Below are 16,339 nucleotides of genomic sequence, written 5' to 3'. Positions count from 1 at the left end.
AAGATCGAAGCGCCAGACGACGACCAGCAGGCCGAGCTCGCCCGCCTGCGCCAGCAGCTTCACGAGGCGGAGAAGGCTTTGAGCGCCGCCGAAAGCACGACAGCCACCGCGGCCATCAAGCCCGCCGGCGATGAGGCGCTGAAAAAGGTCAAGATCGAAGCGGCCATGCTCAAGGCGCAGATTCGCAAGCTGGAGAAGATCGAAGCGCCAGACGACGACCAGCAGGCCGAGCTCGCCCGCCTGCGCCAGCAGCTTCACGAGGCGGAGAAGGCCCTGAGCGCCGCAGAAAGCACGACAGCCATCGCGGCCATCAAGCCCGCCGGCGATGAGGCGCTGAAGAAGGCCAAGATCGAACTGGCCATGAAACGCGCTGAGCTGAAGAAAGCCGAGCAAGCAGGTGCTGACGACGCCGAACTGCACCGACTGCGCGATGCGCTAGCGAGTGCGGAGCAGGCCCTGCACGCGGCCGAGGACGCTTGCGGGAAAGCCGCCCCGGAGCTGGTGCGCACCAGCAAACCTGGTGTAGATGAACGGCTGCGCGCCTTGAAGACCGAAGTGGCGTTTGCCCGAGCCGATCTGCGCAAGCTGGAACGTGACGCCAGCACAGCGGACGATCTGCTCGAGAGCACGCGAGCCCGCCTGCAGGCGGCCGAGCAGCAGCTGGCCGAGTATCAGGACAGCTGACAGCAGCGGCAAGGCAGAACGAACTTTCACCCGTGGCAACGCCGTTGCAGGCGCGCCACCGCAAGACAAAACAGGAATCGGAACCGCCAATGGCCCTGCCCCGCATCACTTCGCCCCACGCCAAGGGCGGCAACCGCACCCAGCGAGTCATGCTGCTGGTGCTCGCCGCAACCCTGCCCGGCGTGGTGGTCCTGACCTGGCTGTACGGTGCCGGCACCCTGATCAATCTGATCTGGGCCAGCAGTGTGGCCCTCTGCTGCGAAGCGGCGACCCTCTATTTACGCCAACGCCCGATGCAGTTCTTTTTGCGCGATGGCAGCGCCCTGGTCACCGCTGTGCTGCTGGCACTCGCGCTGCCGCCTTACTCCCCTTGGTGGCTGACCCTGATCGCCACGGGCATCGCCATCATCTTCGGCAAACAGCTATATGGCGGGCTGGGTCAGAATCCGTTCAACCCGGCGATGATCGGCTACGTGGTGGTGCTGATTTCCTTCCCGGTGGAGATGACAACCTGGCCCGTTCCCCACAGCGTCGGCGTGGCAGATGGGCTACGACAGATCCTCGGCCTCGGTTCGCTGCCCGACGGCTGGAGCCAAGCCACCGCGCTGGACGTGCTCAAGGTCAACAATCGGCTGACGGTCGAAGAGCTCTGGCGTAATCCTGCCTTCGGGCATTTCGGCGGGATCGGCTCGGAAGTGGTGAACCTGGCGTTCCTCGCCGGCGGCCTGTTTCTCCTGCACCAGCGGCTGTTCAGCTGGCACGCCCCAGCCGGCATGCTTGGCGCGCTGGCAATCATGAGCCTGCTGTTCTGGAACGGCAGTGGCTCGGATAGCCACGGCTCGCCACTGTTCCACCTGCTCAGTGGCGCGACCATGCTCGGCGCCTTCTTCATCGTCACCGACCCGGTGAGTGGCGCCACCAGCACGCTCGGACGGCTGATCTTCGGTATCGGCGTCGGTGTGCTGGTCTATGTCATCCGTGCCTGGGGCGGCTACCCCGATGGCGTCGCCTTCGCCGTGCTGCTGATGAACCTCGCGGCACCAACGATTGACTACTACACCCGCCCGCGCACTTACGGCCACCGCAAGGCCGAGCGCGGCTTCAAGCTGGGCGAATGACATGATGCTTCCGGAAATCAGCCGTTCGATGCTGAAGAACGCCGCAGTGCTTGGCCTGTTTGCCATCGCCACCGTCGGCACGGTCACACTGCTCCAGCAAGGCACTGCCGAACGTATCGAGGCCGCGGAACGCAACGCGCAGATACGAGCCCTTGGTGAAATCCTGCCGGCCGGGAGTTACGACAATCAGCTGCTCGATCACGCCATCGAAGTGCACGACCACCTGCTGGGCAACAAACGCCCATTGCCCGCCTACGTTGCGAGCAAGGACGGACAGCCCGTTGCGGTGATCCTGCAGGTCACAGCACCTGATGGCTACGGCGGCGCCATCCGCCTGCTGGTCGGCGTGCTCAGCGACGGTCGGCTGGCTGGCGTGCGCGTACTGAGCCATCGCGAGACACCGGGCCTGGGCGACAAGATCGAGCTGGCTAAAAGCAACTGGGTTCACGGTTTCGATGGCAAATCACTCACCGACCCGGATGAGTCGGGCTGGGCGGTGAAGAAAGACCGCGGCGAATTCGACCAGTTCGCCGGCGCCACCATTACCCCACGAGCGGTGGTCGGTGCGGTGCACCGCGCATTGCAGTACTTCGATGCGCACAAGCACGAGCTGCTAGCTCCTGCTGCTCCTACGACAGAGGCTTCCGACACGGTTACCGGCGAGTCCGGCCCGACCACCCATTCGCGCGCCGGTACAGCGGCGACCCGCGATGAACTGCGCGCGGACGAGCCTGCCGTCGCACCGCAAGGGAGCAAGCCATGAGCACGCCCAGCTACCGCGAACTGACCCTCAACGGACTGTGGAAGAACAACCCCGGACTGGTGCAGCTGCTGGGGCTGTGCCCGCTGCTGGGCGTGAGCAACTCCGCGGTCAACGCACTCGGGCTGGGGCTGGCGACCATGCTCGTACTGACCTGCTCGAACGTCGCCGTATCGCTGGTGCGTAGCGTGGTCAACACTGCCGTACGCCTGCCAGCGTTCGTCATGATCATCGCCGCGTTGACTACCTGCATCGAACTGCTGATGCAGGCGTTCACCTACGAGCTGTATCAGATCCTCGGCATTTTCATTCCGCTGATCACCACCAACTGCGTCATTCTGGGCCGTGCCGACGGCTTCGCCGCCAAGCACAAACCTCTGGTAGCTGGCTTCGACGGCCTGGTCATGGGGCTTGGTTTCTGCCTGGTGCTGGTGGTGCTCGGCGGCATCCGCGAGCTGCTCGGCACTGGTGCGCTGTTCGCCAATATGCAGTTGTTGCTCGGCCCGCTGGCCGCCGACTGGCAGATCACCCTGGTCAGCGATTACAAAGGCTTCCTGTTGGCGATCCTGCCGCCTGGCGCATTCATCGTCCTCGGCCTGTTGATTGCGCTGAAGAACCGAATCGACCAGCAACTTGCGGTACGCGCGGCGGCTCGCCAGCCGAAAGTCGCCGCACCGAGCCGTCGGGTCCGCGTCACCGGAGTCATCGAATGAGCTTCAGCCACAGACGAGCAGCGGCGCAGGCATCTCGATGAACGCCGAGAAACGCCGAGAAATCTTCCGACGGCTGCACGAAGAAAATCCCGAACCGAAGACCGAACTGGCCTACAGCACGCCGTTCGAGCTGCTGATCGCCGTCATCCTGTCGGCCCAAGCGACCGACGTTGGCGTAAACAAGGCCACGGCCAGATTGTTTCCAGTGGCCAATACCCCGGAAGCCATCTATGCCCTTGGCTATGACGGCCTTTGCGAGTACATCAAGACCATCGGCCTGTACCCGAGCAAGGCGAAGAACGTCATCGAAACCTGTCGGATGCTGGTGGAGAAGCATGGCAGCCGCGTGCCCGACAATCGCGAGGAGCTCGAGGCGCTACCCGGCGTTGGCCGCAAGACTGCCAATGTGGTGCTCAACACGGCCTTTCGCCAGTTCACCATGGCAGTGGATACCCACATATTCCGCGTGAGCAACCGCACCGGCATCGCGCCGGGCAAGAACGTGCTGGAAGTCGAACGCAAGCTGATCAAGTTCGTCCCCAAGCAGTACCTGCTCGATGCGCACCACTGGCTGATCCTGCATGGTCGTTATGTTTGCAAGGCACGCAAACCGCTGTGTGGCAGCTGTCGAATCGAAGACCTGTGCGAATACAAACACAAGACTTCCGACGATTGAGCGCACTCGTCAAAACCTTCGGTCACGATTGAAAAAATCTTTTTTACCGGACCTGACTTTGCCGCTATAAGGTGCGCCAGAGCGCCCAGTAGCCTTGGAGTGAACAAGTGGCCGAGAAAGAAGATATCCAGATCGAAGACGATTTCATCGCGGAAGAAGATGAAGAGAGCACCGATGCTCCAGTGGAAGTCGCCAAGACCAACCTGACCAAGCGGCGGATCATCGACAACCTGCTCGAAGAGCGACGTCTGCAAAAACAGCTCAACGACTTCGATTTCGATCTATAAAAAAGCCCCGCTAGGGGCTTTTTTTATGCGTGTCAGTCGCGCCGCTGCGGCGATAGCAGCTCGATCTTGTATCCATCCGGATCCTCAACGAAAGCGAGGATGCTCGAGCCGTGCTTCATCGGCCCCGGCTCACGGGTGATCTTGCCGCCACGGGCACGGATGTCTTCGCAAGCCTTGTAGACATCCTCCACCTCCAGGGCGATATGGCCATAGCCGTCCCCCAGGTCGTAGCTGTCCACGCCCCAGTTGTGGGTCAGCTCGATCACGCTGTTGTGGGCCTCGTCACCGTAGCCCACGAAGGCCAGGGTGAATTGTCCATCCGGATAATCCTTGCGCCGTAGCAAGGTCATGCCCAGCACTTCGGTATAGAAGGCGATGGACTTGTCCATGTCGCCTACACGCAGCATGGTATGCAGCAATCTCATGGGTTGGTTCTCCTCGTTCGGCCCGCGTAGGCGGAGCAGAAAACAAGACCCCGGCGCATGGCCGGGGTCAGGTCAGGCTCGGTCGGCGCAGCTTATCAGAGCGGCGAACGGCCTTTGCCTGCAGCGATGCGCATGCGCAGCGCGTTGAGCTTGATGAAGCCACCGGCATCGGCCTGGTCGTAGGCGCCGGCATCGTCCTCGAAGGTGGCGATGTTGGCGTCGAACAGCGAGTCGTCGGACTTGCGGCCGACTACGATGACGTTGCCCTTGTACAGCTTCAGGCGCACCACACCGTTCACGTTGACCTGGGACGCGTCGATCATCTGCTGCAGCATCAGACGCTCCGGGCTCCACCAGTAGCCGTTGTAGATCAGGCTGGCGTATTTGGGCATCAGCTCGTCTTTCAGGTGGGCCACTTCGCGATCGAGGGTGATCGACTCGATGGCGCGGTGGGCCTTGAGCATGATGGTGCCGCCGGGGGTCTCGTAGCAGCCGCGCGACTTCATGCCAACGTAGCGGTTCTCGACGATGTCCAGACGGCCGATGCCGTTCTCGCCACCGATCTTGTTCAGGGTGGCCAGCACGGTCGCCGGGGTCATCTCAACGCCGTCGATGGCGACGATGTCGCCGTTGCGATAGGTCAGTTCGATGTAGGTCGGCACGTTCGGTGCAGCTTCCGGAGACTTGGTCCAGCGCCACATGTCTTCTTCGTGCTCGGTCCAAGTGTCTTCCAGCACGCCACCTTCATAGGAGATGTGCAGCAGATTGGCATCCATCGAGTACGGCGACTTCTTCTTGCCGTGACGCTCGATCGGGATCTCGTGCTTGGCGGCGTAGTCCATCAGCTTCTCGCGCGACAGCAGGTCCCACTCGCGCCAGGGAGCGATCACCTTGACGCCCGGCTTGAGCGCATAGGCGCCCAGCTCGAAGCGCACCTGGTCGTTGCCCTTGCCGGTGGCGCCGTGGGAGATGGCATCAGCGCCAGTCTCGTTGGCGATCTCGATCAGACGCTTGGCAATCAGCGGACGGGCGATGGAGGTACCTAGCAGGTACTCGCCTTCGTACACGGTGTTGGCACGGAACATCGGGAAGACGAAATCACGGACGAATTCTTCGCGCAGGTCGTCGATGTAGATTTCCTTGACGCCCATGGCCTGAGCCTTGGCGCGGGCCGGCTCGACCTCTTCGCCCTGTCCCAGGTCAGCGGTGAAGGTCACCACTTCACAGTTGTAGGTGTCTTGCAGCCACTTGAGAATCACCGAGGTGTCCAGGCCACCGGAATAGGCCAGAACCACCTTCTTAACGTCCGCCATGCCATCAGCTCCACGGTTGTACGGAAAACCGAGGATTCTACCGATCGTGGCGGCGGTTTTACAGGGGCGCGCGCCGGCAGGGCGTCAGGAGGACGGCGCGCCGCCGGGCGACGAAGCCATCGAATCCGTCGGCTCGCGTTGCAGACGCAGGGTTACGCGGCGATTCTTGGCCCGCGCAGCCTCGCTGTCGTTGCGCACCAGCGGATAGCGCTCGCCGTGGAAGCGCAGCGTGATCTGCTCCTCAGGCACGCCGTTGGCCTGCAGGTACTCCTTCACCGCCAACGCCCGCCGGCGGGACAAGTCGCGATTGGTCAGGCGATTGCCGCTGTTATCCGAATGCCCGTCGAGCAGGATGCGATTGACGCTGGGGTCGGCCTTGAGGAATTGCATAACGATGTCCAGCTTGGCACGGGCAACATCATCCAGCGCCACATCGCCAGAAGGAAAGCCGACCTGAGACTGACGCACCTGATCGAAGTTGACCGGCAACAGCTTGGCGGCACAGACGCGATAGTCCTCGTACGCCTTGGCGAAGCGCGCCGGCAGCAGGCGAACCTCCAGCGATTCTCCGCCATGCAGCGTGCGGTGGCGCACCACCGGACTACGCCCCTCGAGCAACCCGCTGAGCAGGCGGCCGGCTTGCAGGTTCGAACTGCTGAACGGGATCTCGCCGCCTCCCACTGACACCACACCGAGGTTGATGTCTCCACGAGCCGGCTGCCAAGGCGCTGCCGCAGCAAACAGTGTGGCCGAACCGACACCCAGCCAGCGCTGCGGCGACTGCAGACGGAAGATTGCCTCTTCGCCGGCTCGACGCACGAATTGCCCGCTGCCGAAGCCGGCGATCGGCTGGATCAGACGGCATTCGAACTGATCACCTTCGACGTGCCATTGCACCCTCTCCAGACGGGTCTGGAAAGTTATAGCGTCGGCCGGAGAGGCCAACAGACAACACAGCACGAGCGGACGCAGGCGCACGGGGAGAACTCCGCAGAAAACGCATTCCCTTTGGGTATCGGAGCAGCGCTACAAAACTTGAGCGATCGGCCACCGTCTCGAGATCTGCCGCTCCGTCACATCGCGCGCCGCCGACGCAGCGCCACGTGCCGCAGCCAGGCTTTTCCGGTAGCATTCGCGCACGTTTCACCCGCCTGGAAACCCCGCATGTCCGACCGACTTACCCTGCTGCGCCCCGACGACTGGCATATCCACCTGCGCGACGGTGCGGTGCTGCCACACACCGTGGCAGATGCCGCACGCCAGTTCGCCCGCGCGATCATCATGCCCAACCTGGTCCCACCCGTCCGCAATGCCGACGAGGCGCAGGCATATCGCGAGCGCATCCTGGCGGTCCGCCCCGCGGGCAGCCGCTTCGAACCGCTGATGGTGCTTTACCTCACCGACAGCACCAGCGTCGACGACGTCCGCGCGGCCAAGACCAGTGGCTTCGTGCACGCGGCCAAGCTCTATCCAGCCGGTGCCACAACCAACTCGGCATCTGGCGTGACCCAGATCGACAATATCTTCCCGGTGCTGGAAGTCATGGCCGAGGTCGGCCTGCCGCTGCTGGTGCACGGCGAGGTCACCCGAGGCGAGATCGACATATTCGATCGTGAAAAATACTTCATCGACGAGCAGCTCAGCCGCGTCACCGAGCGCTTCCCCCAGCTGAAAGTTGTGTTCGAGCACATCACCACCCGCGACGCCGTCCAGTTCGTCGAGGCGGCCGGCAGCAACGTCGGCGCCACCATTACCGCCCACCACTTGCTGTACAACCGCAACCACATGCTGGTCGGCGGCATTCGCCCGCATTTCTTCTGTCTGCCCATCCTCAAGCGCAACGTGCACCAAGACGCACTGCTCGACGCGGCCACCAGCGGTAATCCGAAATTCTTCCTCGGCACCGATTCGGCACCACACGCCCAGCATGCCAAGGAGTCCGCCTGCGGCTGCGCCGGCTGCTATACCGCCCATGCGGCCATCGAGCTCTACGCCGAAGCATTCGAGCAGCGCAATGCACTGAACAAGCTGGAAGCCTTCGCCAGTCACTTCGGTGCGGATTTCTACGGCCTGCCGCGCAACACCGAGCAGATCACCCTGGTTCGCGACGCCTGGGAGATGCCGGCCAGCCTGCCGTTCGGCGAACAGCAGCTGATCCCGCTGCGGGCTGGCGAAACACTGCGCTGGCGCCTGGAGGAAAGTCGATGAGTGACGATCATTTCGACGACGAACTGGAAACCAGTCTGCCTGGCAAACCACGCTCGCCAATGGCGCGACGCTTTCGCGGCTTTCTGCCAGTGGTGATCGACGTCGAATGTGGCGGCTTCAACAGTGCCACCGACGCCTTGCTGGAGATCGCCGCGGTCACCATTGGCATGGACGAGCAAGGCCTGCTCTACCCGCAAGACACCCTGTTCTTCCGCGTAGAGCCCTTCCCCGGCGCCAATATCGAGCCGGCAGCGCTGGAGTTCACTGGCATCAAGCTCGATCACCCGCTGCGCATGGCGGTCAGCGAAGACCACGCCCTGCACGAGATCTTCCGTAGCGTTCGCAAGGCCGTGAAGTCCAGCGGGTGCAAGCGGGCGATCTTGGTCGGCCACAACAGCAGCTTCGACCTCGGCTTCCTCAACGCTGCGATCGCGCGCTGCGATATCAAACGCAACCCGTTCCATCCCTTCTCCAGCTTCGACACGGCGACGCTGGCCGGCCTCGCGTACGGTCAGACCGTATTGGCCAAGGCCTGCCAGGCCGCCGGGATCGATTTCGACGGACGCGAGGCACACTCGGCGCGCTACGATACCGAGAAGACCGCCGAGCTGTTCTGCGGCATCGTCAACCGCTGGCGGGAAATGGGTGGCTGGGAAGAGTTCGACGATTAAAATTCGCGTCCGCTTCCACCGGTCGCCAGCGATCGGCGACCAACGAAAACAAAAAAGGCCAGTCGCTCGACTGGCCTTTTTCATTGAACTCCGGCTTACAGCGGCTTGCCGCGATTGCCATGCTGCCCAACGAACGCCTGGACGGCTTTCAGTTCGTTCGGCAGCACCGTGCAACGCTCGCTACGCTCGAACAAATCGGCCAGGTGCACTGGCAATTCCAGCGCCTTGCCCACACCGGCCTTCTCCACCGCCTCCGGGAACTTCACCGGATGCGCCGTACCCAAGGTCACCATCGGCGTGCTCAGGCTGCGCCGACATTCACGCGCAGCACGTACGCCAATGGCGGTGTGCGGGTCGAGCAGCTCGCCGGTTTCCTTGAACACCTGAGCGATGGTCGCGCAGGTCTGCTCATCATCCACGGCGAGCGAATCGAACAGCTTGCGCGCTTCGGTCCAGCGGCCCTCTTCGACGGACAGCTTGCCTGTGGCCTTGAAGGCATCCAGCAGATCAGCCACCGCCTTGCCACTACGGCCGTGGAGGTCGAACAGCAGGCGCTCGAAATTGGACGACACCATGATATCCATCGACGGCGACAGCGACGGATGCAGCGTGTCCTTGTCGTAGCGATTGCCGCTCATGAAACGGTGCAGGATGTCGTTGCGGTTGGTGGCAACGATCAGCTGGCTGATCGGCAGCCCCATGTTGCGCGCCAGGTAGCCGGCGAAGATGTCGCCGAAGTTGCCGGTGGGCACCGAAAAGGCGACGGAACGCGCCGGGCCTCCCAGCTGCAGCGCCGCATGGAAGTAGTAGACGATCTGGGCCATGATCCGCGCCCAGTTGATCGAGTTGACCGCAACCAGACGGGTGCCCTTGAGGAAACCCTGATCGGCGAAACTGGCCTTGACCATCTCCTGGCAGTCGTCGAAGTTGCCTTCGATGGCGATGTTGTGGATGTTCTCGCCGAGGATGGTGGTCATCTGCCGACGCTGCACCTCAGACACACGCTGGTGCGGGTGCAGGATGAAGATGTCGACGTTGTCGCAGCGGCGGCACCCTTCGATGGCCGCCGAGCCGGTATCGCCGGAAGTGGCGCCCATGATCACCACGCGCTCGCCACGCTTGGCCAGCACGTAGTCGAGCAGTCGGCCGAGCAGTTGCAGGGCAAAGTCCTTGAACGCCAGGGTCGGGCCGTGGAACAGCTCCAGTACCCATTCGTTGCCGTTCAACTGACGCAGCGGAGCAACTGCAGCATGCGCAAACACGCCACCATCACCGGTGGCATAGGTTTCCTCGAGGATCTTCTTGAAGTCGGCGTCCGGAATGCTGCCGCTGACGAACGGGCGCATGACCCTGAAAGCCAGCTCGTGATATGGCAGGCCCGTCCACGAGGCGATTTCCTCGACGGTAAAATGCGGCAGATTCTCCGGCACGTAGAGGCCGCCGTCGCTGGCCAGGCCCGCCAGCAACACATCTTCAAAATTCAGGGCCGGCGCCTGGCCGCGGGTGCTGATGTAGCGCATGGTTCAAAACCTTCGGTTCTTCGCCGGCTTCGTATTCGAGAAGCCGGACGGCTGTTAGATCAACTGTTCGACGCGGATCCGCACGACCTTACCCACGACATCGCCGAGCGCTTCCAGCGCGGCGATGGCATCGTCGATACGCTGCTCGACCACCCGGTGGGTGACCAGAATCACCGGCACCAAGCCATCGTGCTCCTCGACCTCCTTCTGCATGATCGACTCGATATTGATGCCGCGCTCGGACAGGATGGTAGCGACCTGCGCCAGCACGCCAGGATGATCCTTGGCCTGGATACGCAGGTAATAGGCGCTCTCGCAAGCCGAGATCGGCAGAATCGGGTGATCGGACAGAGAATCCGGCTGGAACGCCAGATGCGGCACGCGGTTGTTCGGGTCAGTAGTTAGCGCGCGAGCGACATCGACGAGATCCGCCACTACTGCCGATGCCGTCGGCTCCATGCCGGCACCGGCACCGTAATACAACGTGCTGCCGACGGCGTCGCCGTTGACCATCACCGCGTTCATCACGCCATTCACGTTGGCGATCAAACGATCAGCCGGAATCAGCGTCGGATGCACACGCAGCTCGATGCCGGCCTCGGTGCGCCGTGCAACACCCAGGTGTTTGATGCGATAGCCCAGCGCCTCGGCGTAGTTGACATCCGCCGTGGTCAGCTGGGTGATGCCCTCGGTATAGGCCTTGTCGAACTGCAGCGGGATACCGAAAGCGATGGACGCAAGAATGGTCAGCTTGTGCGCGGCATCGATACCCTCGACATCGAAGGTCGGATCGGTCTCGGCATACCCCAGCGCCTGGGCTTCCTTGAGCACGTCGTCGAAGGTACGGCCCTTCTCGCGCATCTCGGTGAGAATGAAGTTGCCGGTGCCGTTGATGATGCCGGCCAGCCAGTTGATGCGATTGCCTGCCAGCCCCTCGCGAATCGCCTTGATGACCGGAATACCACCCGCTACCGAGGCCTCGAAAGCGACGATAACGCCCTTCTCACGAGCCTTGGCAAAGATTTCGTTACCGTGTACGGCGATCAGCGCCTTGTTGGCGGTGACCACATGCTTACCGTTATCGATCGCTTTAAGCACCAGCTCGCGCGCCAGCGTATAGCCGCCGATCAGCTCGACGACGATGTCGATCTCGGGATTGTTGGCCACGGCGAAGATATCGTCGGTGATCGGTGTGCCGGCGGTATCGCATTTGGGATTCGGCTGGCGAGTAGCGATCTGCGCAACCTCGATACCTCGACCGGCACGGCGGGCGATCTCCTCGGCGTTACGCTTGAGCACATTGAAGGTGCCGCCACCGACGGTTCCCAGCCCACAGATGCCAACTTTCACCGGTTTCAAGCTGCACTCCCCCATTCACGGCGATCGGCCGGGGGCGCCGGCCGAACAAAAGAGTCGCACATTACGAAGGGCGCAGGCTTTAGTCAATCAGCCTTGCCGAAGGCATCCTCTGCGCCGACCAAGCCAAGCCGCTGGTGCCATTGCGCCAATGACTCGTTCGGATATTCACCGAAGCAGCTGTCGCCGGGAGCAACTTGCGGCATCACCCAACTCGCTTTGCAATCGAGCATCATATGCGTGTTATGTGGAGGGACCGGCAACGGCGTATCAATTGCCGAGGCGTGCGGATGGACCAGCTCCGGCCAGTTCGGATCCCATAACCAGAGCGCACTGCCACACTCCCCGCAGAAGTGCCGGCGAGCGCTGCTGAGCATCACAGTGCCACTCTGCGCATCAACCAGGCGCGCTCGATAGACACGCAGATACTCTCGGCCCTCGACAATGAGCGAACGATAATCGCCGCCAAGGTTGATGGCGTAACCACCGCCGCCCGCCGTCTTGCGGCAGATCGAACAGTAGCAGCGCATGAATGGGTAAGGCTGAGCAGACTCGAGCGTGAACCGCACAGCCTGACAGTGACAGGAACCGTCGAGCTTCATAACTGCCGCCCTCAGTGAGTTTTCGACACTCGTAAGGACAGCAATCGCTCGACCGATGTCGACGGGGCCGCAGTACTGCCGACCGACGGCGCTGCGCGGGTTAATTGGCTTTGAGCGCCAACTCGGCCAGCTGCGCAGCCGGCTGGTAGCCCGGAATCATCTGCCCATCGGCGAGAATGATGGCTGGAGTACCCTGAACACCAATCAACTGCCCCATCTCGTACTGCTTGGCGATTGGGTTATCACAGCTTGCTGCGGGGACGTCCTTGCGCGCTTTCGCCAGATTCATAGCCGCCTGACGGTCCTTGGCGCACCAAACGCTCGTCAGTGTGTTGGCGCCATGACTACCCATGCCCTGCCGAGGGAACGCCACATAGCGAACCTCTACCCCCATGCCATTCAGCTCGGGGACCTCGCTATGGAGTTTCTGGCAGTAGCCACAATCAGTGTCGGTGAACACCGTGATGTGCGTTTTAGGATTCTTCGGCGCAAACACCACCATCTCGCTCGCGGGAATCGCATTGATCTCCTTGGCGATCGACTGGCTCTGAGCTTGCTCGGTCAAATTGATCGCCTGACCACCCTCGAAGCGGTACAGGAAGCCCTGCAGAACGAACTGCCCGTCCGGACTGGCATAGAGCTGACGCCCGCCTTTGAGCTGCACCTGATAGAGGCCCGGCATCGGGCTTTCGGCGATAGCCTCGATTGGCAGGTCAGGCTGGGCCGACTGCAACACCTGACGAATCGCCTGATCGGGATCGGCAGCCAGGCTAAAGGTACTGACCAGGCCGACGGTCGCGGCGGCGAACAAACGAATCACGCGCATGAAAACTCCTGGAGCGGCGCCAAAGAAAAGGTGCATAGACTAGCACAGCCGCCATCGTCAGACTGCTGGGTGCATCTCGCTAGCCACGCGGATGATGCGCTGCATGGAGCGCCTGCAGACGCGCACGCGCTACATGGGTATAGATCTGCGTGGTCGAAAGATCGCTATGGCCGAGCAGCATCTGCACGGTACGCAGGTCGGCACCGTGATTGAGCAGATGAGTGGCGAAGGCGTGACGTAACGTATGTGGCGAAATGGATGCTGCGATTCCCGCGCGCTTCGCGTGCAGCTTGATCCGGTGCCAGAAAGTCTGGCGCGTCATCTGCTCGCCTCGCCGACTCGGAAATACCACATCCGAGAGATTGTCACCGAGCAGAACTGCTCGAGCCTCGCGCTGATAACGCGCCAGCCAGTGCATGGCCTCATCGCCCAGCGGCACCAGTCGCTCCTTGTTGCCCTTGCCGAAGGTCCGCAGCACCCCTTGGCGCAGGCTCACCTGCTCCCATCCCAGCCCGACCAACTCGCTGACCCGCAGCCCGCAGGCGTATAGCACCTCAAGCATCGCCCGATCACGCAGACCAAGCGGATCACCGACATCAGGCGCAGCCAGCAATGCTTCGACATCTGCCTCGGAAAGGGCCTTGGGCAACGGCCGACCGAGCTTCGGCAGATCGACCCGCAGGGTCGGATCGACCGTAATTACCCCCTCGCGCAACAGATAGCGGTAGAAGCCACGCAAGCCAGAAAGAAATCGCGCGGTCGAGCGTGCCTTGTATCCATTGGCCAAGCGCCACGCCAGGTGATCGAGAATGACGTCACGCCCAGCATCAATCAACAGCACGCCCTGCTCAGCTAGCCAGCCATTGAACAAGGCGAGATCACTGCTATAGGCGTCGCGTGTGTTGTCCGCCAGGCCTTTTTCCAGCCACAGCGCATCAAGAAAGCGATCGATGATCGGATCGTGTATAGCCGGCATATCGAGGCATCTCGTCAATAGCGCTCACGAGTCTTTCACAACCCACCTGCCAAACCAAACCGACGAACGCCTTGCGGTCTGCGGCCCGGTAGGCAGGCACAAAAAAAGCAGCCCAAAGGCTGCTTTTTTCAGTACGCCGGAGCTGCTGCCCTCAGGACAGCTTCTCCTTGATGCGAGCTGCCTTGCCGGACAGGTCGCGGAGGTAGTACAGCTTGGCCTTGCGAACATCGCCGCGGCGCTTGACGCTCAGGCTGTCGACCATCGGGCTGTAGGTCTGGAAAGTACGCTCGACGCCTACGCCGTTGGAGATCTTGCGAACGGTGAACGCGCTGTTCAGCCCACGGTTACGCTTACCGATTACCACGCCCTCGAAGGCCTGGAGGCGCTGACGATCACCTTCCTTCACCTTCACCTGTACGACCACGGTGTCACCCGGGGCGAACGAGGGGATTTCTTTGTTCATCTGCTCGGCTTCGAGCTGCTGAATGATCTTGTTGGTCATGCTGTGCTCCTAAGACAAACCCGTACGGCCTGCCATCGATACGTTACGTTAACTATCGTCCCGCTGACGGATGTACTCCGCCAGCAGCTTCTGTTCTTCCCCAGAAAGCGAGCGGCTATCCAGAAGATCGGCCCGACGCTCCCAGGTCCTTCCGAGGGACTGCTGCAAGCGCCAGCGCCGGATGTGTTCATGATTGCCACTGAGCAGCACCTCAGGAACACGTTTATCCGCATACACTTCCGGTCGCGTGTAATGCGGGCAGTCGAGCAGGCCGTCAGTGAACGAATCCTCCTCGGCCGAATCAGCATGCCCCAGAGCTCCTGGGAGCAACCTGGTCACAGCATCGATCAGTACCATTGCCGGCAGCTCACCACCGGACAGCACGTAGTCGCCGATTGACCACTCCTCATCCACGTGCGCCTCGATAAAGCGCTCGTCGATACCTTCATAGCGGCCAGCGATGAGGATCAGCGCCTCCTCTTTGGCCAACTCACGAACGCTGGCCTGCTTCAGCTGGCGCCCCTGTGGCGAAAGATAGATCACTTTCGCCCCTTCCCCTGCAGCCTGTCTGGCATCAGCCAGAGCGCGCTCCAGAGGTTCGATTTTCATCACCATTCCGGGGCCGCCACCAAATGGCCGGTCATCCACGGTCTGATGGCGATCCTCGGTGTAGTGACGAGGATTCCAGCAGCGCAACTCCAGCAGCCCCTGTCTGACCGCGCGACTGGTTATTCCATAATCGCTAATTGCGGCAAACATTTCCGGGAACAGACTGATGACTTCAACGCGTAAACCAGGCATGAGACTCAGAAATCCGCATCCCAGTCGACCCGCATCTCTCCCGCATCCAGATCGATACGTTGCACGCACTGATCGGTATAAGGCAGCAGTCGCTCACGATCATCCAGGCTGCCCGCACAGGGCTTGACCACCAGAACATCGTTGGCCCCGGTTTCGAGCAGGTGATCCACAACGCCAAGCACTTGCTCAAGCTGATTGACGACCTTCAGACCCTGAAGTTGAAACCAGTAATACTCGTCACCAGCCAGCGCTGGCAGCTCCGCACGCGGGATGCATATCTCGAAATCCGCGTAAGTACGCGCAACTTCTCGATCATTCAAACCCTTCAGCGTCGCTACCAGGATCTTGCCCTGAAGCCGGCCCTTGACCAGCTCAACCTGCTTGACCTCATCACCTCGCCGAAGCGTCCAATGACGGTAATCGAGCAGATTGTCGATCGGATCCGTAAAGGAATAGACCTTTACATCACCACGCACGCCATGCACCGAAACGATCTTGCCGATAACTATCAGGTCTTCGGCCGGAGCAGACGTTGCGTTCATGCGATTCAGGCAGCGGCCTTGGCAGCTTCCTTCAGCAGCTGAGCAACGCGCTCAGACGGCTGGGCGCCCTGGCTCAGCCAATACGCGGCACGCTCCTGGTTAACAGAAAGCTTCAGTTCAGCACCAGTGGCGATCGGATTGAAGAAGCCGATGCGCTCAACGAAGCGACCATCGCGCGCATTGCGGCTGTTGGTCACGGTCAGGTGGTAGAAAGGGCGCTTCTTGGAGCCGCCACGGGCGAGACGAATAGTTACCATGTGAACATCGTTCCTGTAGTCGGTACAGCAAATCTTGAATGCAGGGCCCAAGGCCCGAAAGGCCGCATATTCTAAGGATTATCCGGAATTTTGCAAATGGCT

Annotated in this window: 19 protein-coding genes and 1 pseudogene; 8 read left to right on the top strand and 12 right to left on the bottom strand. The window is 61.7% G+C overall.

From position 1 onward, the window contains the following. The 6 genes and pseudogenes from N8H22_RS15450 to N8H22_RS15425 form a co-directional block, all read left to right on the top strand. Positions 1-684 (top strand): annotated as a pseudogene (locus tag N8H22_RS15450) (electron transport complex subunit RsxC); the annotation flags it as partial. A gap of 89 nt (positions 685-773) precedes the next feature. Beyond that, a complete protein-coding gene (locus N8H22_RS15445; protein WP_264591396.1) occupies positions 774-1,802 on the top strand; it encodes an RnfABCDGE type electron transport complex subunit D in 1,029 nt (342 codons plus the stop codon). Position 1,803: 1 nt separating this feature from the next. Further along, entirely contained in the window at positions 1,804-2,565 is a 762-nt protein-coding gene (gene rsxG / locus N8H22_RS15440) for an electron transport complex subunit RsxG (RefSeq protein WP_264591395.1), read from the top strand. Then, positions 2,562-3,275, top strand: coding sequence for an electron transport complex subunit E (locus tag N8H22_RS15435; protein WP_264591394.1), 714 nt, complete (start codon positions 2,562-2,564; stop codon positions 3,273-3,275). Before rsxG ends, N8H22_RS15435 begins: the two co-directional genes overlap by 4 nt. Positions 3,276-3,312: 37 nt before the next feature. Beyond that, entirely contained in the window at positions 3,313-3,951 is a 639-nt protein-coding gene (gene nth / locus N8H22_RS15430) for an endonuclease III (protein ID WP_264591393.1), read from the top strand. A 107-nt stretch (positions 3,952-4,058) separates the two neighbouring features. Then, positions 4,059-4,238, top strand: a complete 180-nt coding sequence (locus N8H22_RS15425) for a hypothetical protein (protein WP_264591392.1) — start codon at positions 4,059-4,061, stop codon at positions 4,236-4,238. Between the two features lie 32 nt (positions 4,239-4,270). Here N8H22_RS15425 and gloA read toward each other — a convergent pair whose 3' ends face one another. The 3 genes from gloA to N8H22_RS15410 form a co-directional block, all read right to left on the bottom strand. Further along, positions 4,271-4,663, bottom strand: coding sequence for a lactoylglutathione lyase (gene gloA / locus N8H22_RS15420; protein WP_264591391.1), 393 nt, complete (start codon positions 4,661-4,663; stop codon positions 4,271-4,273). Between the two features lie 95 nt (positions 4,664-4,758). Continuing rightward, a complete protein-coding gene (locus N8H22_RS15415) occupies positions 4,759-5,976 on the bottom strand; it encodes an argininosuccinate synthase (RefSeq protein ID WP_264591390.1) in 1,218 nt (405 codons plus the stop codon). 84 nt (positions 5,977-6,060) lie between these two features. Further along, positions 6,061-6,954 carry an OmpA family protein gene (locus N8H22_RS15410; protein ID WP_264591389.1) on the bottom strand — a complete coding sequence of 298 codons (894 nt, stop codon included), beginning with the start codon at positions 6,952-6,954 and terminating at the stop codon, positions 6,061-6,063. A 186-nt stretch (positions 6,955-7,140) separates the two neighbouring features. Between N8H22_RS15410 and pyrC the strand changes: the two genes are divergently transcribed. Both pyrC and rnt read left to right on the top strand, forming a co-directional pair. Next, positions 7,141-8,184, top strand: a complete 1,044-nt coding sequence (gene pyrC / locus N8H22_RS15405) for a dihydroorotase (protein WP_264591388.1) — start codon at positions 7,141-7,143, stop codon at positions 8,182-8,184. Beyond that, on the top strand, positions 8,181-8,855 hold the full coding sequence (gene rnt / locus N8H22_RS15400; RefSeq protein WP_264591387.1) for a ribonuclease T: 675 nt from the start codon (positions 8,181-8,183) through the stop codon (positions 8,853-8,855). Before pyrC ends, rnt begins: the two co-directional genes overlap by 4 nt. A gap of 95 nt (positions 8,856-8,950) precedes the next feature. Here rnt and thrC read toward each other — a convergent pair whose 3' ends face one another. The 9 genes from thrC to rpsP form a co-directional block, all read right to left on the bottom strand. Beyond that, positions 8,951-10,375, bottom strand: a complete 1,425-nt coding sequence (gene thrC / locus N8H22_RS15395; RefSeq protein ID WP_264591386.1) for a threonine synthase — start codon at positions 10,373-10,375, stop codon at positions 8,951-8,953. A 54-nt stretch (positions 10,376-10,429) separates the two neighbouring features. Beyond that, positions 10,430-11,734, bottom strand: a complete 1,305-nt coding sequence (locus tag N8H22_RS15390) for a homoserine dehydrogenase (RefSeq protein WP_264591385.1) — start codon at positions 11,732-11,734, stop codon at positions 10,430-10,432. Between the two features lie 83 nt (positions 11,735-11,817). After that, positions 11,818-12,333 (bottom strand): GFA family protein, encoded by a 516-nt coding sequence (locus N8H22_RS15385; RefSeq protein WP_264591384.1) that lies wholly within the window; start codon positions 12,331-12,333, stop codon positions 11,818-11,820. Positions 12,334-12,433: 100 nt separating this feature from the next. Next, positions 12,434-13,159, bottom strand: coding sequence for a thioredoxin fold domain-containing protein (locus N8H22_RS15380; RefSeq protein ID WP_264591383.1), 726 nt, complete (start codon positions 13,157-13,159; stop codon positions 12,434-12,436). A gap of 79 nt (positions 13,160-13,238) precedes the next feature. After that, the gene (gene xerD / locus N8H22_RS15375) at positions 13,239-14,135 is read right to left on the bottom strand and encodes a site-specific tyrosine recombinase XerD (protein ID WP_264591382.1); all 897 of its coding nucleotides are present in this window, start codon (positions 14,133-14,135) and stop codon (positions 13,239-13,241) included. Positions 14,136-14,286: 151 nt separating this feature from the next. Next, positions 14,287-14,637, bottom strand: a complete 351-nt coding sequence (gene rplS / locus N8H22_RS15370; RefSeq protein ID WP_264591381.1) for a 50S ribosomal protein L19 — start codon at positions 14,635-14,637, stop codon at positions 14,287-14,289. 48 nt (positions 14,638-14,685) lie between these two features. Beyond that, a complete protein-coding gene (gene trmD / locus N8H22_RS15365) occupies positions 14,686-15,438 on the bottom strand; it encodes a tRNA (guanosine(37)-N1)-methyltransferase TrmD (protein ID WP_264591380.1) in 753 nt (250 codons plus the stop codon). A 5-nt stretch (positions 15,439-15,443) separates the two neighbouring features. Continuing rightward, positions 15,444-15,980, bottom strand: coding sequence for a ribosome maturation factor RimM (gene rimM, locus N8H22_RS15360; protein ID WP_264591379.1), 537 nt, complete (start codon positions 15,978-15,980; stop codon positions 15,444-15,446). A 5-nt stretch (positions 15,981-15,985) separates the two neighbouring features. Continuing rightward, positions 15,986-16,237: a 30S ribosomal protein S16 gene (gene rpsP / locus N8H22_RS15355; RefSeq protein ID WP_264591378.1), complete on the bottom strand. Its 252-nt coding sequence runs from the start codon at positions 16,235-16,237 to the stop codon at positions 15,986-15,988. Positions 16,238-16,339: the final 102 nt, after the last annotated feature.

The organism is Stutzerimonas sp. S1 (genome assembly GCF_025966695.1).
Lineage (GTDB): Bacteria > Pseudomonadota > Gammaproteobacteria > Pseudomonadales > Pseudomonadaceae > Stutzerimonas.
This window is presented reverse-complemented; position numbering and strand designations above follow the sequence as displayed.

Bases quoted from the DNA above. Each gene is read 5' to 3' on its own strand.
- N8H22_RS15415 (WP_264591390.1), bottom strand. From the start codon at position 5,976: ATGGCGGACGTTAAGAAGGTGGTTCTGGCCTATTCCGGTGGCCTGGAC.
- trmD (WP_264591380.1), bottom strand. From the start codon at position 15,438: ATGCCTGGTTTACGCGTTGAAGTCATCAGTCTGTTCCCGGAAATGTTT.
- rpsP (WP_264591378.1), bottom strand. From the start codon at position 16,237: ATGGTAACTATTCGTCTCGCCCGTGGCGGCTCCAAGAAGCGCCCTTTC.
- nth (WP_264591393.1), top strand. From the start codon at position 3,313: ATGAACGCCGAGAAACGCCGAGAAATCTTCCGACGGCTGCACGAAGAA.
- rimM (WP_264591379.1), bottom strand. From the start codon at position 15,980: ATGAACGCAACGTCTGCTCCGGCCGAAGACCTGATAGTTATCGGCAAG.
- xerD (WP_264591382.1), bottom strand. From the start codon at position 14,135: ATGCCGGCTATACACGATCCGATCATCGATCGCTTTCTTGATGCGCTG.
- N8H22_RS15380 (WP_264591383.1), bottom strand. From the start codon at position 13,159: ATGCGCGTGATTCGTTTGTTCGCCGCCGCGACCGTCGGCCTGGTCAGT.
- thrC (WP_264591386.1), bottom strand. From the start codon at position 10,375: ATGCGCTACATCAGCACCCGCGGCCAGGCGCCGGCCCTGAATTTTGAA.
- gloA (WP_264591391.1), bottom strand. From the start codon at position 4,663: ATGAGATTGCTGCATACCATGCTGCGTGTAGGCGACATGGACAAGTCC.
- N8H22_RS15445 (WP_264591396.1), top strand. From the start codon at position 774: ATGGCCCTGCCCCGCATCACTTCGCCCCACGCCAAGGGCGGCAACCGC.
- rplS (WP_264591381.1), bottom strand. From the start codon at position 14,637: ATGACCAACAAGATCATTCAGCAGCTCGAAGCCGAGCAGATGAACAAA.
- N8H22_RS15385 (WP_264591384.1), bottom strand. From the start codon at position 12,333: ATGAAGCTCGACGGTTCCTGTCACTGTCAGGCTGTGCGGTTCACGCTC.
- pyrC (WP_264591388.1), top strand. From the start codon at position 7,141: ATGTCCGACCGACTTACCCTGCTGCGCCCCGACGACTGGCATATCCAC.
- N8H22_RS15435 (WP_264591394.1), top strand. From the start codon at position 2,562: ATGAGCACGCCCAGCTACCGCGAACTGACCCTCAACGGACTGTGGAAG.
- rnt (WP_264591387.1), top strand. From the start codon at position 8,181: ATGAGTGACGATCATTTCGACGACGAACTGGAAACCAGTCTGCCTGGC.
- rsxG (WP_264591395.1), top strand. From the start codon at position 1,804: ATGATGCTTCCGGAAATCAGCCGTTCGATGCTGAAGAACGCCGCAGTG.